General features: G+C 67.3%; 14 protein-coding genes. 10 read left to right on the top strand and 4 right to left on the bottom strand.

The features are described from left to right. Positions 1–401: 401 nt before the first annotated feature. The gene (locus XARJCFBP2528_RS09380) at positions 402–2,534 is read right to left on the bottom strand and encodes a methyl-accepting chemotaxis protein (protein WP_211257626.1); all 2,133 of its coding nucleotides are present in this window, start codon (positions 2,532–2,534) and stop codon (positions 402–404) included. A gap of 307 nt (positions 2,535–2,841) precedes the next feature. After that, positions 2,842–4,266: a glycoside hydrolase family 5 protein gene (locus XARJCFBP2528_RS09385; RefSeq protein WP_016903813.1), complete on the bottom strand. Its 1,425-nt coding sequence runs from the start codon at positions 4,264–4,266 to the stop codon at positions 2,842–2,844. A gap of 212 nt (positions 4,267–4,478) precedes the next feature. Here XARJCFBP2528_RS09385 and XARJCFBP2528_RS09390 point away from each other — a divergent pair, with 212 nt between their 5' ends. From XARJCFBP2528_RS09390 to hemC, 8 genes are all read left to right on the top strand, one after another. Then, positions 4,479–5,966, top strand: coding sequence for a SulP family inorganic anion transporter (locus XARJCFBP2528_RS09390; RefSeq protein WP_026064649.1), 1,488 nt, complete (start codon positions 4,479–4,481; stop codon positions 5,964–5,966). A 228-nt stretch (positions 5,967–6,194) separates the two neighbouring features. Further along, positions 6,195–7,175 (top strand): GGDEF domain-containing protein, encoded by a 981-nt coding sequence (locus XARJCFBP2528_RS09395; protein ID WP_016903811.1) that lies wholly within the window; start codon positions 6,195–6,197, stop codon positions 7,173–7,175. Between the two features lie 332 nt (positions 7,176–7,507). Continuing rightward, a complete protein-coding gene (locus XARJCFBP2528_RS09400) occupies positions 7,508–9,136 on the top strand; it encodes a M28 family metallopeptidase (RefSeq protein WP_047124602.1) in 1,629 nt (542 codons plus the stop codon). 924 nt (positions 9,137–10,060) lie between these two features. Continuing rightward, the gene (mdoH, locus tag XARJCFBP2528_RS09405; protein WP_047124695.1) at positions 10,061–11,998 is read left to right on the top strand and encodes a glucans biosynthesis glucosyltransferase MdoH; all 1,938 of its coding nucleotides are present in this window, start codon (positions 10,061–10,063) and stop codon (positions 11,996–11,998) included. Between the two features lie 176 nt (positions 11,999–12,174). Beyond that, complete coding sequence (locus XARJCFBP2528_RS09410) at positions 12,175–12,840, top strand: alpha/beta hydrolase (protein WP_047124603.1); 666 nt, start codon at positions 12,175–12,177, stop codon at positions 12,838–12,840. Positions 12,841–12,844: 4 nt separating this feature from the next. Then, positions 12,845–13,897, top strand: a complete 1,053-nt coding sequence (locus XARJCFBP2528_RS09415; protein WP_047124604.1) for a sensor histidine kinase — start codon at positions 12,845–12,847, stop codon at positions 13,895–13,897. Between the two features lie 32 nt (positions 13,898–13,929). After that, positions 13,930–14,661 (top strand): LytR/AlgR family response regulator transcription factor, encoded by a 732-nt coding sequence (locus tag XARJCFBP2528_RS09420; RefSeq protein WP_047124696.1) that lies wholly within the window; start codon positions 13,930–13,932, stop codon positions 14,659–14,661. A gap of 112 nt (positions 14,662–14,773) precedes the next feature. Next, on the top strand, positions 14,774–15,688 hold the full coding sequence (hemC, locus tag XARJCFBP2528_RS09425) for a hydroxymethylbilane synthase (protein ID WP_039514150.1): 915 nt from the start codon (positions 14,774–14,776) through the stop codon (positions 15,686–15,688). Between the two features lie 180 nt (positions 15,689–15,868). Here the strand turns inward: hemC and XARJCFBP2528_RS09430 are convergent, their stop codons facing one another. Continuing rightward, positions 15,869–16,669 (bottom strand): DUF481 domain-containing protein, encoded by an 801-nt coding sequence (locus XARJCFBP2528_RS09430; protein ID WP_039811264.1) that lies wholly within the window; start codon positions 16,667–16,669, stop codon positions 15,869–15,871. 286 nt (positions 16,670–16,955) lie between these two features. On the opposite strand from XARJCFBP2528_RS09430, the gene XARJCFBP2528_RS09435 reads away from it, so the two are divergent. Further along, complete coding sequence (locus XARJCFBP2528_RS09435) at positions 16,956–17,921, top strand: helix-turn-helix transcriptional regulator (protein WP_024940221.1); 966 nt, start codon at positions 16,956–16,958, stop codon at positions 17,919–17,921. A 281-nt stretch (positions 17,922–18,202) separates the two neighbouring features. Here the strand turns inward: XARJCFBP2528_RS09435 and XARJCFBP2528_RS09440 are convergent, their stop codons facing one another. Then, positions 18,203–18,772: a lipocalin family protein gene (locus XARJCFBP2528_RS09440; protein WP_016903639.1), complete on the bottom strand. Its 570-nt coding sequence runs from the start codon at positions 18,770–18,772 to the stop codon at positions 18,203–18,205. 288 nt (positions 18,773–19,060) lie between these two features. Between XARJCFBP2528_RS09440 and XARJCFBP2528_RS09445 the strand changes: the two genes are divergently transcribed. Further along, a complete protein-coding gene (locus tag XARJCFBP2528_RS09445; protein ID WP_024940223.1) occupies positions 19,061–19,372 on the top strand; it encodes a hypothetical protein in 312 nt (103 codons plus the stop codon). The last annotated feature ends 44 nt before the right edge of the window (positions 19,373–19,416 follow it).

A 19,416-nucleotide genomic window follows, 5' to 3' on the forward strand; every position in this document is an offset into this window, starting at 1 on the left:
ATGCAGGGGTATGGATGCATCGATTGCAGAGCGATGATCTGCGGCTTGGCTGCACGGCCCTTGCCCGCCCACCATCGCAGGACACGCCGCAAGTACGTCCGTGTAGGCTCTTACGCGGCATCCATGCCGCATAAGGTCCCGCGACGGTAGGCGGGCAAGGACCCATCGGGATAGTCGGTGTGCATGGTTGTGTACCGTGTGCCTTGCACGGTTGTCCGATGAACTGCGGTCTGATCAGCCTCTTTTGATCCGATGACGCGCTTGTTCTGATGCAGATGCGGCTTTCAGGGCATCCTTCCCCGGACCGCCGCTTCGCGCCCCCAGCCCGCGTTTGCGCCACGCGCGCCAGTGGTGCGTAAGCGGTGTCTTCTCGCCCCGCAGATAGAGGGGCTCTGCATCCATCAAGCCGCCTGCACCACCGAGCGCCGTTGCGTCAGCGCAGCACGCTGCGGCACCAACCGGAACACTGCCACTGCGCGGGTCAGATCCGCCGCCTGGTCTTCCATGCTGCGTGCCGCAGCGGTGGCTTCTTCCACCAGCGCCGCGTTCTGTTGGGTCATTTCATCCAGCTGCATCACCGTGGTGCTGACCTGCTCGATACCGGCGCTTTGCTCGGTGCTGGCGGCGGTGATCTCGGCCATGATGTCGGTCACCCGCTGCACCGAGCTGACCACCTCGGTCATCGTGCTGCCGGCCTGTTGCACCAGGTCCGAGCCCTGCGCCACTTTTTCCACCGAATCGGAGATCAGCTGCTTGATCTCCTTGGCCGCGCCGGCCGAACGCTGCGCCAGCGCGCGCACTTCGGTGGCCACCACCGCAAATCCGCGGCCCTGCTCGCCGGCGCGTGCCGCTTCCACCGCCGCGTTCAGGGCCAGGATGTTGGTCTGGAACGCGATGCCGTCGATCACTCCGATGATGTCGGAAATCCGTGCCGACGATTGCGTGATCGCCTGCATGGTGCTGACCACTTCCTGCACCACGCGGCCGCCGCTTTCGGCCACTTCGCCGGTGCCCTTGACCAGCTGATTGGCCTGGCGCGCGTTGTCGGCGTTCTGGCGCACGGTGGAGGTGAGTTCTTCCATCGAGGCGGCGGTTTCTTCCAGGTTCGCCGCCTGGTGCTTGGTGCGTGTGGACAGGTCGGCATTGCCGCTGGCGATCTCGCCGGCGGCGGTGTTGATCATCTCGGCCGAGTGCTGGATGCCCTGCACGATGGTGGTCAGCTGGATCGCCGTGCGGTTGGCCGCATTGGCCAGGCGGCCGAATGCGCCCTCGTAATGCGATTCCACCCGCTGCGACAGATCGCCATCGGCAATCGCGGCCATGATGCGGCCGACGTCGTCCAGGCCTGCATCGGCCTGCTGCATCAGGCGGTTCAATGCCTGCACCATTTCGGCGAATGCGAACTGGTAGCGCGACTGCTCGCCACGTGCGGAGAAGTCGCCGCGTGCGGCCGCATCGGCCAGGCGCGCGATATCGCTGTTGATCGCCGACAGGTTGCTCTTCACCGTATCCAGCGCTTCGTGCAGCGCCGCGCGCTGGCCGGGCAGGCGACGCATGTCGCGGCGCAGATCGCCGCGGCCGTACTCGCCCATCAGGTCCATCGCCTCGTTGATGGCATCCAGATGCTCGAACACCACCGTGTTCACGCCATGCGCCAGGGTGCCGTAATCGCCGGGGAAATCCTCCGGAATGCGGTGCGCGATGTTCTCGCCCTGCTGCAGGCGGATCATGGTCTGCATCTCGCCGTTGAAGCGCTGCAACTGGGTCTGCATCTGCTGCATGCTGTGCATCAGCTGGCCGGTTTCGTCGCGCGACTCCACCCGGACATCGTTGTCGAAGCGGCCCGAGGCGATCGCCTCCGCGGTACGCGATGCTGCCCGCAGCGGTGCCGCCATCGCCGAGGCGATCAACCAGCACAGGCCGATCACCATCGCCACCAAGGCGCCGCCGATCAGGGTCAAGGTGCGGGTGAAGCCCCAGGCCTGCACCTGGATGTCTTCGGCGTACACGCCCATCACCAATACCCAGTTCCAGGCCGGAAAGGTCTTGGCGTAGCTGATCTTGGGCAGCTGCTCCTGCTTGCCCGGTTTGGGCGCGTCGTAATAACTGAAGCCGTCGCCGCGCTCGATCGCCGTCTTGATGTCGCGATAGACGTACTGCCCGGCATCGCTCTTGTAGTCGCTCATGTCGGTGCCGACGGCGCGCTTGGGATGCATCAGGATGCGCATCTGCGGGTCGACGATGAAGAAGTAATCCACCCCGTCGTTGGTGCGCATGTCGGCCAGCGTGGTGCGTGCAGCTTCCTTGGCCTGCTCGACCGTCAGTTCGCCGGCCTTGGCCTTGTCTGCGTAGTGCTGCATCACGGTCAGGCCCATCTCCACCTCTGTCTTGACGCTCAGCTTGCGCGCCTCGATCAGGTCCAGGTATTGCAGGCGGGCCGCGGCCACTGCCAGCAGGATCACACCTACCGTCAACAAGCTGCACAACAGCACGAACTTGCGGGTGAGCGGGAGATTGGCAACGTGACGACGCAACAGGGAGACAACAGGCATGGCAACGGCATCCAGAACGCGCGCAGGGCGCTATGTCATGAATAGCGGCTGATTCACATGCGGGTTGAATGCTAATTGCGGCAGCGTCCGCTTGCGACAGCTGCAATGTAGGAGCGCCCCCGGGCGCGATGGGGCGTTATCGATAACGCTTCATCGCGCCCGGGGGCGCTCCTACAAGGTCATGGGCATCGATCCAGCGATCGATGGGTGACGCGACGTTGGTGATTTGCAGACTGTCGGCAGCTTGCGAGGTAATGGCGGACACGCACTGCGTGCCCGCCGTATTGCATCAGCCTGCCGCGCAGAAGCCGAATTCGGCCGTCGCACCGGCGGCCAGGGTGCGGTTGAAGTCCACGCCGCTGGCCTTGAGCGTGCTGCCGCTCTGCGACCAGGTGACGTTCCAGGCGTTGTTGACGGTGCCGGTGACCGGTAGCGAGATCGCCCAGGTGCCGCTGGCGGTGCCGGTGTTGGTGACCTGCACGCGATTGCAGTAGCCACCGTTCCACTGGCTGTCCACGCTGACCTTGGTGCTGAAGCTGCCGCTGGGTGTCGGCGTCGGTGTCGGTGTCGGAGTGGGAGTAGGCGTCGGCGTGGTGCTGCTCACCGTGCCCCACAGTGTCCGCAGCAGCACCATCTTGTCTTCGCGCACGCTGGTCCAGTCGTCGCGCAGGATGCCGCCAGTGTCGCCGCTGTTGGGATTCCACGACCAGTAGAAGCCCTCGTTGATGCCCTTGCTGCGCAGGTACTTCACCAGCGCGTCCTGCCAGACCTTGTCGCGTGCGTCGCCTTCGCCGTACTTGCCGCCGAATTCGCCCAGCAGCAGCGCATACGTGCCGGCGAACTGGCCGAAGTGACGGTCCCAGATCGCCGGCATGTTGTTGGGGAAATTGCTGTCGTTGAAGTACGCCTGCGCGTACACGTCCGGCCCGTACACATGCGGCGCCAGCAGCAGCCGGTTGGCCGGAATGTTCAGCGGCGTGCAGGCCAGCGGCTGCAGATTGCCGCCCCAGAAGATGCCGCCGTTGGTCGAGCAGACCGGATTGTCGGTGATGCCTTCCACCGCGATGATCCACTTCGGCGCCACCTCCAGCACCGCGGCCGAGCCACGCTCGGCAGCCTTGTTCCAGTCGGTGGCCGCGTTGCCGGTGCCCCAGGTGGCGGCACCGTGCGGCTCGTTCTTCAGGTCCAGGCCGATCACGCTGGGCACGTTCTTGTAGCGGTTGGCGACAAAGCGCAGATCGTCCAGCCACTGCGCTTCGGAATACGAGCCGGTGTACCAGAGCTCGGAGATGGCGGCGCAATCGGGAGTGTGGTGATCCAGCAGCACATACATGCCGCGCGCGTTGAATTCGTTGATCACCTTGTCCAGGATCTGCAGCGAGCTCAGGCCCTGCAGATCGGCATTGAGGCTGTAATCGATGCTGGTCGGCATCGTGCTGCTGCGCAGGGTGGCCGGGCAGAACGGCAGACGCACGGCGTTGAAGCCAAGGCCCTGCATCTGGTTGATCATGTCCTTCCAGTTGCGTGCCCATAGACCGTGCATGACATGGTTGCCGGTCTCGAAGCCGAACACGTTGACGCCCTTGAGCTGGACCACCTTGCCGCTGTCGTCGACAATCTTGTTGTTGCTGATGGAGTAGCTGAAGGCCGGTGCGGCGGCGAGCGCCAGCGCGGTGGCCAGTGCGAGCGTACTGGCGGTCCTGAAGATGGACATGGTGATCTCCCTAGCGAACCCGGCTCGACACCCGAACCCGGTGAGGGGGGCATCTTGGTCCGCGGCTGCATCGTTTGGCGTGATCCGGACCACAGAAAGGCGCATTGCCGCACGGGTCACACGCAGGCTGCGGGCCGGGTCGCTTTCGCGCACACTATCGCCGCTGTCGCCTGTCCGCAGGCTGTCCTTTCTGTCCCCCGGAGTGTCTTCCAATGTCCTTTATGCGTGCCGAACTGGCGCAATGGCGCGCCTCGCCTGCGCGCGAACTGATGGCCGGTGCGGTCGCTACCTTTGCGCTGATTCCCGAAGTGATCGCCTTTGCGTTCGTGGCAGGCGTCGATCCGCAAGTGGGGTTGTTCGCGTCGTTCGTGATCGGGATTGTCATCGCGTTCTTCGGCGGCCGCCCGGCGATGATTTCCGCTGCGGCCGGGTCGGTGGCCCTGGTGGCCGCACCGCTGGTGGCCGCGCACGGCTTGCCCTATCTGCTGGCGGCCGGGCTGCTGGCCGGTGCGGTGCAGATCCTGTTCGGTCTGTTGCGGCTAAGCGTGCTGATGCGCTTTGTCAGCAGTTCGGTGCGTACCGGCTTCGTCAATGCGCTGGCGGTGCTGATCTTCGCCGCGCAGCTGCCGCATCTGCAGCACGCCAACCTGGCCACCTGGGGCATGTTGGCGTTGGGCCTGCTCATCATCTACGGCCTGCCGCGGCTGCCGTTGCCGGGCGTGTCGGCAATCCCTTCGCCGCTGCTGTGCATCCTGGTGCTGACGGTGCTGGGCTCGGCGTTGCACCTGCCGCTGGAGACGGTGGCCGACCTGGGCAAGCTGCCCAATGCGCTGCCGGTCCTGCAATGGCCGGCGGTGCCGCTGACGCTGGAGACCTTGCGCATCATCGCCCTGCCGGCGCTGGCCATCGCGATGGTGGGGCTGCTCGAATCGCTGATGACCGCACGCGTGGTCGACGAACTCACCGACACCCCGAGCAACAAGAACCGCGAGTGCACCGGGCTGGGTCTGGCCAATACCGCTGCCAGCCTGTTCGGCGGCATTGCCGGCTGCGGCATGATCGGGCAGACCGTGGGCAACGTGAAATACGGCGGGCGGGGCCGTCTCTCCACCCTGTTCGCCGGGGTGTTCCTGCTGATCCTGATGGTGCTGCTCAAGCCGTGGGTCTCGCAGGTGCCGGTGATCGCGTTGGTGGCGATCATGGTGATGGTCTCGGCCGAGACCTTCGACTGGCGTTCGCTGCGCACCGTGGTCACCCATCCGCGCACCTCCAGCGTGGTGATGCTGGCCACCGTGGCGGTGACCCTGGTCACCCGCAACCTGGCTGCCGGGGTGGCGGTGGGCGTGGTATTGAGCGGGGTGTTCTTCACCTTCAAGGTGGCCGGGCTGCTGCAGATCACGCACAGCGACGGCGACGATGGCGCGCGCGCCTATCACGTGCGCGGGCAGGTGTTCTTCGCCTCGGCCGACGTGTTCATCGACGCCTTCGACGCGCGCCAAGTGCCCGGCCGCGCGGTGGTGATCGATATAAGCCGCGCGCATTTCTGGGACATCACCGCGGTGGCGGCGCTGGACAAGGTGGTGCAGCGGCTGCGCCATCATGGGCTGGACGTCCAGGTCAAAGGCCTGAATGCCGGCAGCCGGCGCCTGATGCAGGCGCACGCGCTGGGCGACGATGCGCTGGAGTCCGCACTGCCGTAAGCGCGCCGGTGCGCCGGCCGGTCGTGCGCCTGCACATCCGTGTACGCCGGCTGGCCGTGCGCTGTGCCGGCCGGCGGGCGGACTCAAGTTCGCGCGTTCAGCGCCGATGAACCGGCATCGAGACTGCCGGTAACCCGTCGTGATGCCAGTGCGTTCCAGCCCGAGAGGTGTGCCCGCGTGCCGTGACCGGCGCTGCGGGCCTGCGTCTGCCCGCGGGATGGTGCGGCAATGACCACGGCACCGTTGCTGGAACGCATGGTGGACCTGACCGCCATCCGCGACGCCGATCTGCTCGACCTGAGTCTGCTGCGCACCATGCGCGAGGTCTGCGCGTCCGAGGAACTGTCGTTGCTGCGCATCGCGCCGGATGGCCGCACCATGGCCGAAACGCGGCTGCGCGAGGATGGCCGGCTGTCGCTGACGGTGGCCGACATCCACGACGCGCAGATGCGCGCGCAACTGGCCGACCTGCACGGGCTGGGCGATGTGGTGCAGTTGCAGCAGGACGGCCGCGCGCTGCTGGTGTACCCGATGATGGAGGCACGCGGCATCCGCACCTGCCTGCGCGTGGGCGGCTCGCGCGCACCCGGCGCCGCCGAGCAGGTGATGCTGCAGGGCTTTGCGCGCTTCTTCCAGAATTACCGCAGCTTGCTCGACGATGCCCAGCGCGATGCGTTGACCGGCCTGCGCAACCGCAAGACCTTCGACGATGTGATCCTGCGCCTGTTCGCCGGTGGTGCGGATGCAGCGGCCAGCGAAGGCGTGTGGCTGGGGATCGTGGACATCGATCACTTCAAGCGCGTCAACGACAGCTTCGGTCACCTGTACGGCGACGAGGTGCTGTTGCTGGTTGCGCAGTTGATGCAGCGCTGCTTCCGCCAGGACGATCTGCTGTTCCGCTTCGGCGGCGAGGAGTTCGTGATCGTGTTGCGCGGCGTGGACCGCGACATCGCGGTGAGTCTGTTCGAGCGTTTCCGTATGGCGGTGGCCGAGCAGGTGTTTCCGCAGGTCGGCAAGGTCACGCTCAGTACCGGCATCGTCGAGCTCACCGACGGCCAGTTGATCAGCCAGCTGCTCGACGAGGCCGACAAGGCGCTGTACTGGGCGAAGCAGCACGGCCGCAATCGCACCGAGGTGTACGCCGAACTGGTGGCCAGCGGAAAGATGCAGCAGGTCGCCCAGCAGGTCGGCAGCGTGGATCTGTTCTGAGCGGCAGTGGCGCCGGTCGGCGGCGGCGCTGCGGTTTAGCTCGCAGCAGCATGTAGCAGCATGTAGCAGTTGGACGGCATCCAGCGCATGAGGCGCAAGGTGGATGCCGTGCCAGGTGGTAGCGCCATGTGCTGCGCCGCGCCGCATCGCTAGCTGGCCCTATCGATCAATGCTGCGTCGCTGCCGAGGCACGTCGTGCCAGCGCGACGGCATGCATCGCTCGCTGCCGTGCACACCCGATCAGACCCCGCAGTGGCTACACTCCAGGGCTGTTCGGACACTACCTGGGTGCTGCAGTGAAGCGAGTTGTTACCAAGCGCGTTGTAACGGGAATGCTGGCGATGGCGGTCTCGACCGCACTGATGGCGGCGACGCCGACCTTTGATGGCGCGCGCATCTCGCGCGACGTCAAGGAGCTGGCCTCCGATGCCTACGAAGGGCGTGGTCCGGCCACCGCCGGCGAGGAAAAGACCATCGCCTACCTGAGCAAACAGTTCGCCGACGCCGGCCTGCAGCCGGGCGGCGATCTGACCGACGGCAAGCGTGCCTGGACCCAGGCGGTGCCGCTGCGCCGTGCCGATATCGTCGGCACGCCGACCATCGCCCTGCAGCACGCCGGCAAGCCGCAGGCGCTGACCCAGGGCAAGCAGATCGCCATCCGCGCCGCGCTGGATGGCTCGTCCAAGGTCGACATCGCCAACGCACCGCTGGTGTTCGTCGGCTACGGCGTCAAGGCGCCGGAGCGCGACTGGGACGACTTCAAGGGCGTGGACCTGAAGGGCAAGATCGCGGTGGTGCTGATCAACGACCCGGATTTCGAAACCGGCAAGGGCGCCTTCGACGGCGCCGGCATGACCTACTACGGCCGCTGGACCTACAAGTACGAAGAAGGCGCCCGCCAGGGCGCGCTCGGCGTGCTGGTGGTGCACGAAACCGCGCCCGCCTCCTATGGCTGGGACACCGTGGCCAGCTCCAACACCAACACCATGTTCGACGTGGTGCGCGACAACCCGCGTGCCGCGCATCCCACCCTGGAAGGCTGGATCCAGCGCGACCTGGCCACCGACCTGTTCAAGCAGGCCGGGCTGGATTTCGACGCCTTGAAGAAGCAGGCGCAGACGCGCGGCTTCAAGCCGGTGGAACTCAAGGGCCAGGGGCTGAGCGCCAGCTACCAGGTCAAATCCGACGTGATCACCTCGCACAACGTGGTCGCACGCCTGCAAGGCAGCACGCATCCGGATGAAACGCTGATCTACAGCGCGCACTGGGACCACATCGGCGTCGGCAAGCCGGACGCACGCGGCGACACCATCTTCAACGGCGCGCTGGACAACGCCAGCGGCACCGCCGCGCTGCTGGAGCTGGCGCGCGGCTTTGCCGCCGGCCCCAAGCCGCAGCGCTCGGTGGTGTTCCTGGCGGTCACCGCCGAGGAAAAGGGCTTGCTGGGCTCGGAGTTCTACGCCTCCAAGCCGCTGTATCCGCTGGACACCACGGTGGCGGTGATCAACATGGACGGCATGAGCCCGTTCGTGCCATCGCGCGATTTCGGCATCTACGGCACCGCAAAACTCGAATTGCTCGATCAGCTCAAGACCGTCGCCGGCCAGTGGAAGCTGCGCTACACGCCCGATCCCAAGCCGCAGGCGGGGTACTTCTTCCGCTCGGATCATTTCTCCTTCGCCAAGCGTGGCGTGCCGGCGCTGTCGTATGCGGCCGGGCAGGACTGGGAAGTGGGCGGGGTGGCCGCGGGCAAGGCCGCCTCCGACGACTACACCGCCAAGCGCTATCACCAGCAGGGCGATGAGTGGAAGCCGGACTGGACCTTCGCCGGTGCGGCGCGCGATCTGGGCGTGCTGTACGCGCTGGGCCAGCAGCTGGCCGATTCGCGCCAGTGGCCGAACTGGAACTCCGATTCGGAGTTCCGCGCCACCCGCGACGCCAGCGAGGCTGCGCGCAAGTAACACCGGCCGCTATGGCGGCAGCGCTTCCGTCAGGCGGCGCTGCTGCTGTTCGATGCGGCATGTGCGATGTGCGCATGTGCCGCCTCCGGACAGGGAGGGCGCCAGAGCGGCTGATCTGGCGCCTGGCTGCAGGCCCTTGCCCGCCCACCATCGCAGGACACGCCGCAAGTACGTCCGTGTAGGCTCTTACACGGCATCCATGCCGCGTAAGGTCCCGCGACGGTAGGCGGGCAAGGACAATCGGAGATGGCCGGTGGGCATGGTGCAAGCAATGCGTAATGCATTTAACGACGCGGCTCAACGTCCGATGTCCATCGCTCGACCAACAGCTTTTCACTTGGCCGCCGACCAACGCCCTGGTGCGGTGTCCTTGCCGGCGATTGCAGGCGCAACGCAGCCTTCGTGCACTGCGCCGACGTGGGCCAGGCCCGACATCGCTTATTCCGATACACCATGACGCGCGGCAGAATGCCTCAGATTCGCTCAGTTCCACCGCCGTGATCGCGCGCGCCAACAGGCTGGCGCTGCAACCGATTGCAGGTCTTGGCACATCACTTGCAGTTGTCTGACATGACAGTGCGGTTTGCCGCCCGTGACAGCACGCGCGCCAGACTGCAATCTGTTGGGGTAGCGTTCGGTCGCTGCGGCGTAGTCTGCCGCGCGGTCCTCGTCGGGTGGGGCGAAGACTGCAGCGCGGCCTTCGTTTCCTTTAACGGTCGATTCTTTAAGATGAGCCGCGACGTCATCGTCGCAGCCAGGAGAGCTTGTGCATCGGAGTGGTCTTAGAGCTGCTGATTCTGCGACGTGGTCCCGCACTGCCGGGCTCGCCCGGACTGCGGTGCATGCGGCGACGTCGCCACGCGTAGCGGGGAGGGATCTCCCGCTTCAGCCCACACTGCCGCGATCGTGCGGCGGGCAGCCTTGATGGACGGCACTGTGACTCTTTCCCCCGCACCAACCGATCTTCCCCCCGTTTCCGCCCTCGACGCCGGTCAGCCCACGCTGCCACCGGAAGCGCCGCTGGCCATGCCCGAGCAATCCCTGCGCGAAGGCCGTCTGCAGGTGCCGCACCAGCGCACCGCGCCGGTCGGCATCGGCTTGCGGCGTTTCTATCTGATCGGCGGCACCGTCGCCACCACCGCCGTGGCGGTGTGGGTGATGCTCAGCGTGCTTTGGCCCGATGGCCTCAGCGTGCTGGAAGGCTGCCTGCTCGGCCTGTTCGTGCTGCTGTTTGCCTGGATCGCGATGTCCTTCGCCAGCGCGGTGGCCGGTTTCGTCACCGTGGTGGCGCGCGCCGGACGCAAGCTCGGCATCGACCCGGAGGCGCCGCTGCCGACCCTGCACACGCGCACCGCGTTGCTGATGCCCACCTATAACGAAGACCCGCGCCGGCTGCTGGCCGGCCTGCAGGCGATCTACGAATCGGTGGCCGAAACCGGCCAGCTGGAGCATTTCGACTTCTTCGTGCTCAGCGATACCACCCGCGAACACATCGGTCGTGCCGAAGAACTGGTGTACAGCGAGCTGTGCGACCGCGTCGACGGACACGGGCGCATCTTCTACCGCCGCCGCGCCGACAATGCCGCGCGCAAGGCTGGCAATGTCGCCGACTGGGTGCGCCGTTTCGGCGGCAACTACCCGCAGATGCTGATCCTGGACGCCGACAGCGTGATGACCGGCGACACCATCGTGCGGCTGGTCGCCGGCATGGAAAACAACCCGGACGTGGGCCTGATCCAGACCCTGCCGGCGGTGGTCAACGGGCAGACCCTGTTCGCCCGCATGCAGCAGTTCGGCGGGCGCGTGTACGGGCCGATCATCGCCTTCGGCGTGGCCTGGTGGCATGGCGCCGAGAGCAACTACTGGGGCCACAACGCCATCATCCGCACCCAGGCCTTCGCCGATCACGCCGGCCTGCCGTCGCTGCGCGGGCGCAAGCCGTTCGGCGGGCATGTGCTCAGCCACGACTTCGTCGAGGCGGCGCTGATGCGGCGTGGCGGCTGGGCCATGCACATGGTGCCCTACCTGCAGGGCAGTTATGAGGAAGGCCCGCCCACGCTGACCGACCTGCTGATCCGCGACCGCCGCTGGTGCCAGGGCAACCTGCAGCACGCCAAGGTGGTCGGCGCCAAGGGCCTGCACTGGATCAGCCGCATGCACATGCTGATCGGCATCGGGCATTACTTCACCGCGCCGATGTGGGGCCTGCTGATGCTGATCGGCATCGGCATTCCGCTGGCCGGCGGCGGGATCGATCTGGCCGGCGACCTGCCGTTCTCGCCCGCCCGTTACTGGCATGGCAGCAGCCAGGGCAACGCGATCTGGATCTTCGTCTGCACCATGTTCGTGCTGCTGGCGCCGAAGCTGCTCGGCTACATCGCGCTGCTGCTCAACCCGCGCGAGTTGCGCGCCTGCGGTGGCGCCATCCGCGCGCTGCTGAGCATCCTGCTGGAAACCGTGCTGGCGGCGCTGATGGCGCCGGTGGTGATGTACCTGCAGTCGCGCGGCGTGTTCGAGGTACTGGCCGGCAAGGATTCGGGTTGGGATGCGCAGGTGCGCGACGACGGCAAGCTGTCGTGGCCGGCGCTGTTGCGCAGCTACGGCGGGCTGACCGTGTTCGGCCTGTTCATGGGCGCGGTGGCCTATACGGTGTCGCCATCGCTGGCGGCCTGGATGGCGCCGGTGATCGTGGGCATGGCGGTGTCGATCCCGGTCGTGGCTGTGACCTCGTTGCGCCGCACCGGCCTGGCCCTGCGCCGCGCCGGCATCTTCTGCATTCCCGAAGAGCTCGATCCGCCCAAGGTGCTGGTGCGTGCGGCCGAGCTGCGCCGCGCCGCCGCGCTGGAGCCGTCGCTGATCTGAGCGCGCAGTCGGCGCATGGCGGGATCGGTGCGCGTTGCGACCTCCGCGTCTGTCACGCCAAGCAAAGCGCCCATGACGGGCCCCGAGACCGGTCGACGCATCTGGCTCGGCCGGCCCGTGATCGGTCTGGCCGATGGCGCAAGGCATAATGTCCGGCCCGCAAGCGGAGCTGCACAATGCTGGAAGTGATCGAACGCGAGACCGGACCGAACCCGCAATGGACCGTGCTGTGGCTGCACGGCCTGGGTGCCGATGGCAGCGATTTCGCCCCGATGGTGCCGGAACTGGTGCGCCCGGACTGGCCGGCGCTGCGCTTCGTGTTTCCGCATGCGCCGATCCGCCCGATCACCATCAACAACGGCGTGCGCATGCGCGGCTGGTACGACATCGTCGGCATGGATTTCGCCGCGCGCGCCGACAAGGCCGGCATCGCCGAATCGGTGGCCCAGGTCGAGGCATTGATCGCCCATGAGCAATCCCGCGGCATCGCCCCCGAGCGCATGCTGCTGGCCGGGTTCTCGCAAGGCGGCGCGGTGACCCTGGCGGTCGGACTGCAGCGCAGCGTACCGCTGGCCGGGTTGATCGCCCTGTCCACCTATCTGCCCGAGCCGGCAGCGGCCGCCAGCCAGCTGCAGCCGGCCGCTGCCCGCCAACCCGTGTTCATGGCCCACGGCACCGCCGATCCGGTGATGCCGTTCGGTGCCGGCCAGGCCAGCATGCAGACCCTGCGCACGCTCGGTTTCGAACTGGACTGGCACACCTACCCGATGGGCCACCAGGTCTGCCTGGAAGAGATCGAGGCCTTGCGCACCTGGATGCAGGCGCGCTTCACCGCCGCCTGAGGCCATGGCCCAGCACGCGCCCCAGACCGCCTGGATGCCGGACCTGTGCCGGCTGCCGCGGTTGGGCGCCATGCTGGGCCTGGCCGAACTGGTGGTGCTGGTGGTGACCCTGGTGCCCGACGCCGGCGCCGCGCGCAGCATCACCCTGTCGCGCTTTGTCTCTGCCAGCGGCCTGGCGCTGTGGCTGGCGCTGGCGGTCAGCGTGCTGCTGTGCGTGCTGCGGCCGGCGTTGTCGCGGCTGCCGCCACGGGTGGGCGGGCTGGCCGCGCTGTCGATCGCCGCGGTGGTGGCGATGCTCGGCGCCGGAATCGTGCACGCCCTGTATGCGGCGCTCGACCAGGCCCCGCTCGGTCCCCTGGTCGGCTTCTGGCGCTTCACCCTGGGCAGCGCGGCGACGGTGGTGCTGATCACCGCGCTGGCACTGCGCTACTTCTACGTCAGCGACCGCTGGGAAGCGCAGGTGCAGGCCAATGCGCGTGCCCAGGCCGATGCCTTGCAGGCACGCATCCGCCCGCATTTCCTGTTCAACAGCATGAATCTCATCGCCAGCCTGCTGCGCCGCGACCCGGCGGTGGCCGAGCAGGCGGTGCTGGACCTGTCGGATCTGTTCCGCGCCGCGCTCGGTGCCGGCGAAGGCATGTCCAGCCTGCGCGCCGAATGCGAACTGGCCGAACGCTACCTGGCGATCGAATCGCTGCGCCTGGGCGAGCGCCTGCAGGTGCGCTGGCACCGGCAGGAGCCGTTGCCGTGGGAGCTGCCGATGCCGCGCCTGGTGCTGCAGCCGCTGGTGGAAAACGCCGTGCTGCACGGCGTCTCGCGCATGCCCGAGGGCGGCACGCTGTACCTGTCGCTGCGCCAGCGCGGCAACCAGTTGCAGATCCGTATCGTCAATCCGGCCCCGCAGCCGGGCACCCAGTTGCCGCTGGTGGCCGGGGCCGGGCATGCCCAGGCCAGCATCTCGCACCGGCTGGCGTTCCAGTTCGGTGCCGGTGCACGGATGGCGGCCAGCTGGGCCGAGGGCTACTATGCCTGTGAGATCACATTGCCGCTGTCGTGACGGGGGAGTCGCTGCAGCGAAGGGGGATGTCCATGACGGCCACGCAAGTGCGGGTGCTGATCGCCGATGACGAGCCGCTGGCGCGCGAGCGCCTGCGCCTGCTGCTGGGCGAACATCCGCATGTCGAAGTGATCGGCGAGGCCGAAAACGGCCAGCAGGTGCTGCAGCAGTGCCATCACCTGCATCCGGACCTGGTGTTGCTGGACATCGCCATGCCCGGCGTCGACGGCCTGGAAACCGCGCGCCTGCTGCGCCAGAGCCAGCCGCAGCCGGCGGTGGTGTTCTGCACCGCCTATGACCAGCATGCATTGTCGGCCTTCGATGCCGCCGCGCTGGACTACCTGATGAAACCGGTGCGCCCCGAACGCCTGGCTGCCGCACTGGAAAAGGTGGCCACCTTCCTGGCCGGGCGCGCGCCTAGCGCCACGCCGCCGCCGTTGCGCACGCACCTGTGCGCACGCCTGCGCGGCAGCCTGCGGCTGATCGCCATCGGCGATATCCGCTACCTGCAGGCCGAGGAAAAATACGTCATCGTCCACCACAGCCGTGGCGAGGACCTGATCGAAGAGTCGCTCAAATCGCTGGAAGACGAGTTTGCCGATCGCCTGGTACGCATCCACCGCAACTGCCTGGTCGCGCGCGACGAACTGGTGGAGCTGCGCCGCAGCGGCGATGGTCAGGTGCACGCGGTGCTGCGCAATGTGCCGCACCCGCTGGAAGTGAGCCGCCGCTGCGTGGCCAGCCTGCGCGAGCAATTGCGTTAGGGCGTGACCTGTCACGTGTGGTGAGGGGCGTTGCTCGGTCGCGGCAATGTGCTGCGGGCGCCGGCGTGCGCTCCAGGTAGGAGTTACGCGCCCGGTCCGTGATAATGCCCCGATGACCACGCTCCGCATCGCTACCCGTAAGAGCCCGCTCGCCCTCTGGCAGAGCGAACATGTCGCCGCCGCGCTGCGCCAGCACCACCCCGGGCTGGAGGTCGCGCTGGTGCCGATGAGCACCCGCGGCGACGAGGTGCTGGACCGTTCGCTGGCCGCGATCGGCGGCAAGGGCCTGTTCCTGAAGGAGCTGGAGCTGGCGATGTTGCGCGGCGAGGCCGATTGCGCGGTGCATTCGCTCAAGGATGTGCCGATGGAGCTGGATGCGCCCTTCGTGCTGCCGGCGATCATGGAGCGCGGCGATGCCGCCGATGCATTGGTGTCCAATCTCTATGCCAACCTGCAGGCGCTGCCGCTGGGCGCCCGCGTGGGCACCTCCTCCTTGCGGCGTCAGGCGCAGCTGCGCGCGGCCCGCCCGGATCTGGAGTTGATCGACCTGCGCGGCAACGTCAACACCCGCCTGGCCAAACTCGACAACGGCGGTTACGACGCCATCGTGCTGGCCTGCGCCGGCCTGCAGCGGCTGGGCCTGGATGCGCGCATCACCGCGCGTCTGGACGTCCCGGACTGGTTGCCGGCACCGGCCCAGGGCGCGGTGGCGGTGGAATGCCGTGGCGACGATGCGCGCATCCACGGCCTGCTGGCGGTTCTGGACGCCGGCCGCACGCGCGCCTGCGTGGAAGCGGAGCGGGCGATGAATCGCGCGCTGCACGGCAGCTGCCATGTGCCGGTGGCGGCGTTCGCGCGTTGGGAAGGGCAGGGCCTGTTCCTGCAGGGCATGGTCGGCAGCGCCAGCGATGGACGCCTGATCCACGCCGAGGCGCACGGCAGCGCCGACGACACCGAGGCCCTCGGCCGCCTGGTCGCGCAAGGCCTGTTCGACAAGGGCGCCGCGCAACTGCTGGCCGAGCTGTAACGCGCCGCTGCGTCAACGTGTAACGCGACCGGCATCGACGCCGAGCCAGGCGCAGACTCCAGACCTCGCCGCCAAGCCCGCCCTCACGCAACGCCCGCTCTTCGTAGGAGCGGCCCTGGCCGCGAGAGGCTTTCCCGGGAACGCCCTCGCGGCCAGGGCCGCTCCTACATTTGCGGGTGTTTACTTGAACGTATAGACCAGGTTGACCGTGGTCAGGGTGTCGGTCTTCTTGTCGCCGTCGCTGACCTCGCTGTTGTGGCGCATCTGCCAGGCGGCCTTGAGCGCGAAGTGCGAGTTCATGCTGACCTGCACGCCGAAATCGTTCTGCGCGTAGGTGTTGTATTCGCCCGATTCCACCAGCAGCGTGTTGATCAGGTCGGTGTTGTCAGTGACGGTGTACTTGAGGTCGAACAGCCCGCGCCCGATCAGCCCGGTCTCGTTGCGGTCTTCGTCGCTGTTGTGCGCGCGCCGGATACCTGGGCCGATCTGCGCATCCAGGTAGAAGCGGTCGGCATCGATCAGGCGCGTGCCGTAACCGATACCGAAGGTTGCCAGGCGGTCGTAGGTGGCAAAGTCGTCGTGTTCGTAACGGCCGGTGGCGGTGAGCTGGCGGTGCTCGCCCAACTGCAGCGCGCTGCCGGCGCTGCCGGTGTAGCGCTCGGCAGTGGTCTGGCGCTCGCGCGAGGTGCTGCCGTCGTCGTTGGTATTGGTGTATTCGGAACTGGAGCGCAGCGCGGTGGCATCCAGGCTGTGGATCCAGTCGCCGTCGGTATAGCGCAGGCGGATCCGGCCGTTGAGGCTGTCGGTGGTGCTGTTGCCATGGGCGGCGGCATAGCCGAGCTCGCCACTGCTCCCGCCCCACGGCGACGGCATCACGGCGGCGGCAGGGTCCACCGGGGCCGGTGCGACTGCCTGGGCCCAGACGGTGGGCGTGATCAACAACAGCGGCAGCAGGGCAGACAACGGGGCACGGCGGGACATGGGCGGCTCGCTTTGGAGGACAGGGGGGCGAAAGAGGGTGGAAGCGATTTCATGATAACGGACTGAGCGGCTGCGTCATGAGCAAGTGAATGCTGCGCTTCAGAAGGGGTTCGGGCGTCGGCTTGCGCAACGGCAGCGGATGGCGCATCGCAAGCAGGCCTGGCCTGCGCGCGCTGCAGGCCAGCAGCCATGCCGAACGCGCACAGTGGCGGCGCCGATCCAGGCATGATTGCCGGTGTACAGCGACGCTCACCCTGCCACGCAAAGACTCGGACATAATCGACGCATGGACCGCTACGAACGCATCAACTCCCTGCATCGCTTGCTCAAATCGGCACGCTACCCGGTCACGGTGGCGCGGCTGCAGGATGAGCTGAGCTGTTCCCGCGCAACCGTGTACCGCGACCTGGCGTTTCTGCGCGATGCGCTGATGGCGCCGGTGGAAGGCGACGGCGAATCGGGGTTCCGCTATCTCTCCGGCGAAAGCGACCGCTTCGAACTGCCCGGCCTGTGGCTGAGTTCGGAAGAGCTGCATGCGCTGCTGGCCTCCCAGCAACTGCTGGCGCGCACCGGTGGCGGCGTGTTGTCCTCGATGCTGGCGCCGCTGCAGCAACGCATCGAAGGGCTGCTGGCCGCTCAGGCCGGCGTGTCGCAATGGCCGGTGGACCGGGTGCGAGTGATTCCGCACCGCGGCCGCAAGCTGGACGAAGCCAGCTTCCGCACCGTGGCCTCCGGCGTGCTGGAGCGCAAGCAGCTGAGCTTCGACTACCGCGCCCGTTCCACCGACGAATCGACCAAGCGCACGGTGTCCCCGCAGCGTATCACCCACTACCGCGACAACTGGTACCTGGACGCCTGGGACCACGGCCGCGATGGCGTGCGCAGCTTTGCGGTGGACCGTATTAATCACGCACGCCTGCTCGAGAGCGTGCCGCGCGATGTGCCCGACAGCGAGCTGGATGAGCAGCTGGCGGCCAGCTACGGCATTTTTTCCGGTGCACCCAAGGGCTGGGCCACCATCGTGTTCAGTGCCAAGGCCGCGCGCTGGGTCGCCGACGAGCACTGGCATTCCAAGCAGCAGGGCCGCTTTCTGGCTGATGGCCGTTACGAGCTCAAGGTGCCGTACAGCAACTCGCGCGAACTGCTGATGGACGTGCTGCATTACGGCTCGGACGCGGAAATCGTCGAGCCGGTCTCGCTGCGCGAGCAGGCCAAGGCGCTGCTGTCGCTGGCCTTGAGCAATTACGACTGAGCGTGGCGCGCGGTGCCTGGAGCGGGCTGTCGTGCGGCAGCCGCGTGCGCGCATCCGAAGTAGCCGCCGATACAGCTTAGCGCGCGTCACTGCCGCCAATGGTGGTAACGCGCGTTGCAGCGCAGTTCCTGCTGCAACCGCGCCGGGAGCGTGCAGTTAAAGTTGAAGCGACAAGGTCGCCAGCGACGCATTGCGCCGAATCTTATCGACCGTCGTACCAACCAGCTGATGCCTGTATCAACCGAATCCGGCCGGGCAACCGACCGGCCCGCCCGCCAAGCTCAGCGCTTGTTAGGCACTTCAAACCCCAAACGATCCACCTGCTCGCGCAGCTGCGGCACGCGCTTGAGCTTGTCGGTGTAGATGGAATAGTCGTCGCGCATCTTGTCGACCAGCTTGCGGTACTGGTCGCGGCTCATGTCCGGCTTGCGCGCGAAGATCCAGGCCAGGTCGCGGCCGGGGTAGGAGATCAGCATCCACGAACCGTCCGGTGCGATTTCCAGGATGCGCTGCTTGGCCGGGATGACCTTGTAGAACCATACCCGCCAGTCGCGGTTGCCGCTCTCGGCATCCACCGAGGCGCGCGCGTTGACCTCTTTCTCCGGCTCGCCGAAGCCCTCGCGGTACACATAGCGCACCGCCACCTTGCCGTCTTCGACCAGGGTGTACTCGTCGCGGCTGGTGACGTGGCCGCGCTCGACCGGGTTGGGCATGCGTGCGATCACATACCAGGTGCCCATGATCTTGGACAGGTCGACCGCCGGCTCGCTGGCAGGCGCGTCCTTGGCGGATGCCACGGGCAGGCCGAGGACGAACAGAAAAGCGAGGGCGATCGTAACGGTCAGGCGCATCGCAACATCACAAAGGGGCAGTTGGAGCAGCACACTACCGCATGCAGGGGGCAAGTTCGCGTCAACGGTCGGGTCTGGCGCACGTGGCTGCCTCAAACGTGGCAACCGGGCGCCCGGGACCGGGTGCGGAAGAGGGCGCCATCGGTGGCCTGGCGGTGGTTATCGCGCTGCGGCGTCGGCACCCGGCAAGGCGGTCTCTCCGGTTTTCGCCGCCAGGTCGCAGTCGGTGAGATGGGCGCAGGCAATCCTGCCGGCCTGTCCTGATCCTTCCTGCCACGGAGTGCCGCCATGTCGATTCGTCCTTCCCGTCGTTCCGAACGTCCCGACCCGCGCGTGCTGCGCCCGGTCCGGCAGATCGCCCTGGCCGGCCTGGCCCTGGTGCTGGTCTGGCCGGCCGCGCGCGGCCACAGCGAGTGGATCGGCTGGCTGCCGCTGTGGCTGGTCGGCATGCCGATGCTGGCCTGGTGGAGCCTGCACCGGTTCGCATTGCCGGCCCTGGTGCGGCCAGGTGCGCGGCGCGGCGCACCACGTCGGCGCGGGCCGCAGGCACAACGCCGACGCAGCACTTCGCGTGCGGCGACACAGGCGCGCGCGGCCTGACCTTCGGCAGGGTCGGGCGGCGGAGGGCTATGCTACGTTCACGG

The sequence above is a fragment of the Xanthomonas arboricola pv. juglandis genome, assembly GCF_001013475.1.
In the GTDB taxonomy this organism is placed as follows: domain Bacteria; phylum Pseudomonadota; class Gammaproteobacteria; order Xanthomonadales; family Xanthomonadaceae; genus Xanthomonas; species Xanthomonas arboricola.

Excerpts from the sequence above, each read along its gene's own strand:
- XARJCFBP2528_RS09410 (WP_047124603.1), top strand. The coding sequence starts at position 12,175 with ATGCTGGAAGTGATCGAACGCGAGACCGGACCGAACCCGCAATGGACC.
- XARJCFBP2528_RS09440 (WP_016903639.1), bottom strand. The coding sequence starts at position 18,772 with ATGCGCCTGACCGTTACGATCGCCCTCGCTTTTCTGTTCGTCCTCGGC.
- XARJCFBP2528_RS09400 (WP_047124602.1), top strand. The coding sequence starts at position 7,508 with ATGCTGGCGATGGCGGTCTCGACCGCACTGATGGCGGCGACGCCGACC.
- XARJCFBP2528_RS09430 (WP_039811264.1), bottom strand. The coding sequence starts at position 16,669 with ATGTCCCGCCGTGCCCCGTTGTCTGCCCTGCTGCCGCTGTTGTTGATC.
- XARJCFBP2528_RS09415 (WP_047124604.1), top strand. The coding sequence starts at position 12,845 with ATGGCCCAGCACGCGCCCCAGACCGCCTGGATGCCGGACCTGTGCCGG.
- XARJCFBP2528_RS09420 (WP_047124696.1), top strand. The coding sequence starts at position 13,930 with ATGACGGCCACGCAAGTGCGGGTGCTGATCGCCGATGACGAGCCGCTG.
- XARJCFBP2528_RS09385 (WP_016903813.1), bottom strand. The coding sequence starts at position 4,266 with ATGTCCATCTTCAGGACCGCCAGTACGCTCGCACTGGCCACCGCGCTG.
- hemC (WP_039514150.1), top strand. The coding sequence starts at position 14,774 with ATGACCACGCTCCGCATCGCTACCCGTAAGAGCCCGCTCGCCCTCTGG.
- XARJCFBP2528_RS09390 (WP_026064649.1), top strand. The coding sequence starts at position 4,479 with ATGTCCTTTATGCGTGCCGAACTGGCGCAATGGCGCGCCTCGCCTGCG.
- XARJCFBP2528_RS09445 (WP_024940223.1), top strand. The coding sequence starts at position 19,061 with ATGTCGATTCGTCCTTCCCGTCGTTCCGAACGTCCCGACCCGCGCGTG.
- XARJCFBP2528_RS09435 (WP_024940221.1), top strand. The coding sequence starts at position 16,956 with ATGGACCGCTACGAACGCATCAACTCCCTGCATCGCTTGCTCAAATCG.
- mdoH (WP_047124695.1), top strand. The coding sequence starts at position 10,061 with ATGGACGGCACTGTGACTCTTTCCCCCGCACCAACCGATCTTCCCCCC.
- XARJCFBP2528_RS09395 (WP_016903811.1), top strand. The coding sequence starts at position 6,195 with ATGACCACGGCACCGTTGCTGGAACGCATGGTGGACCTGACCGCCATC.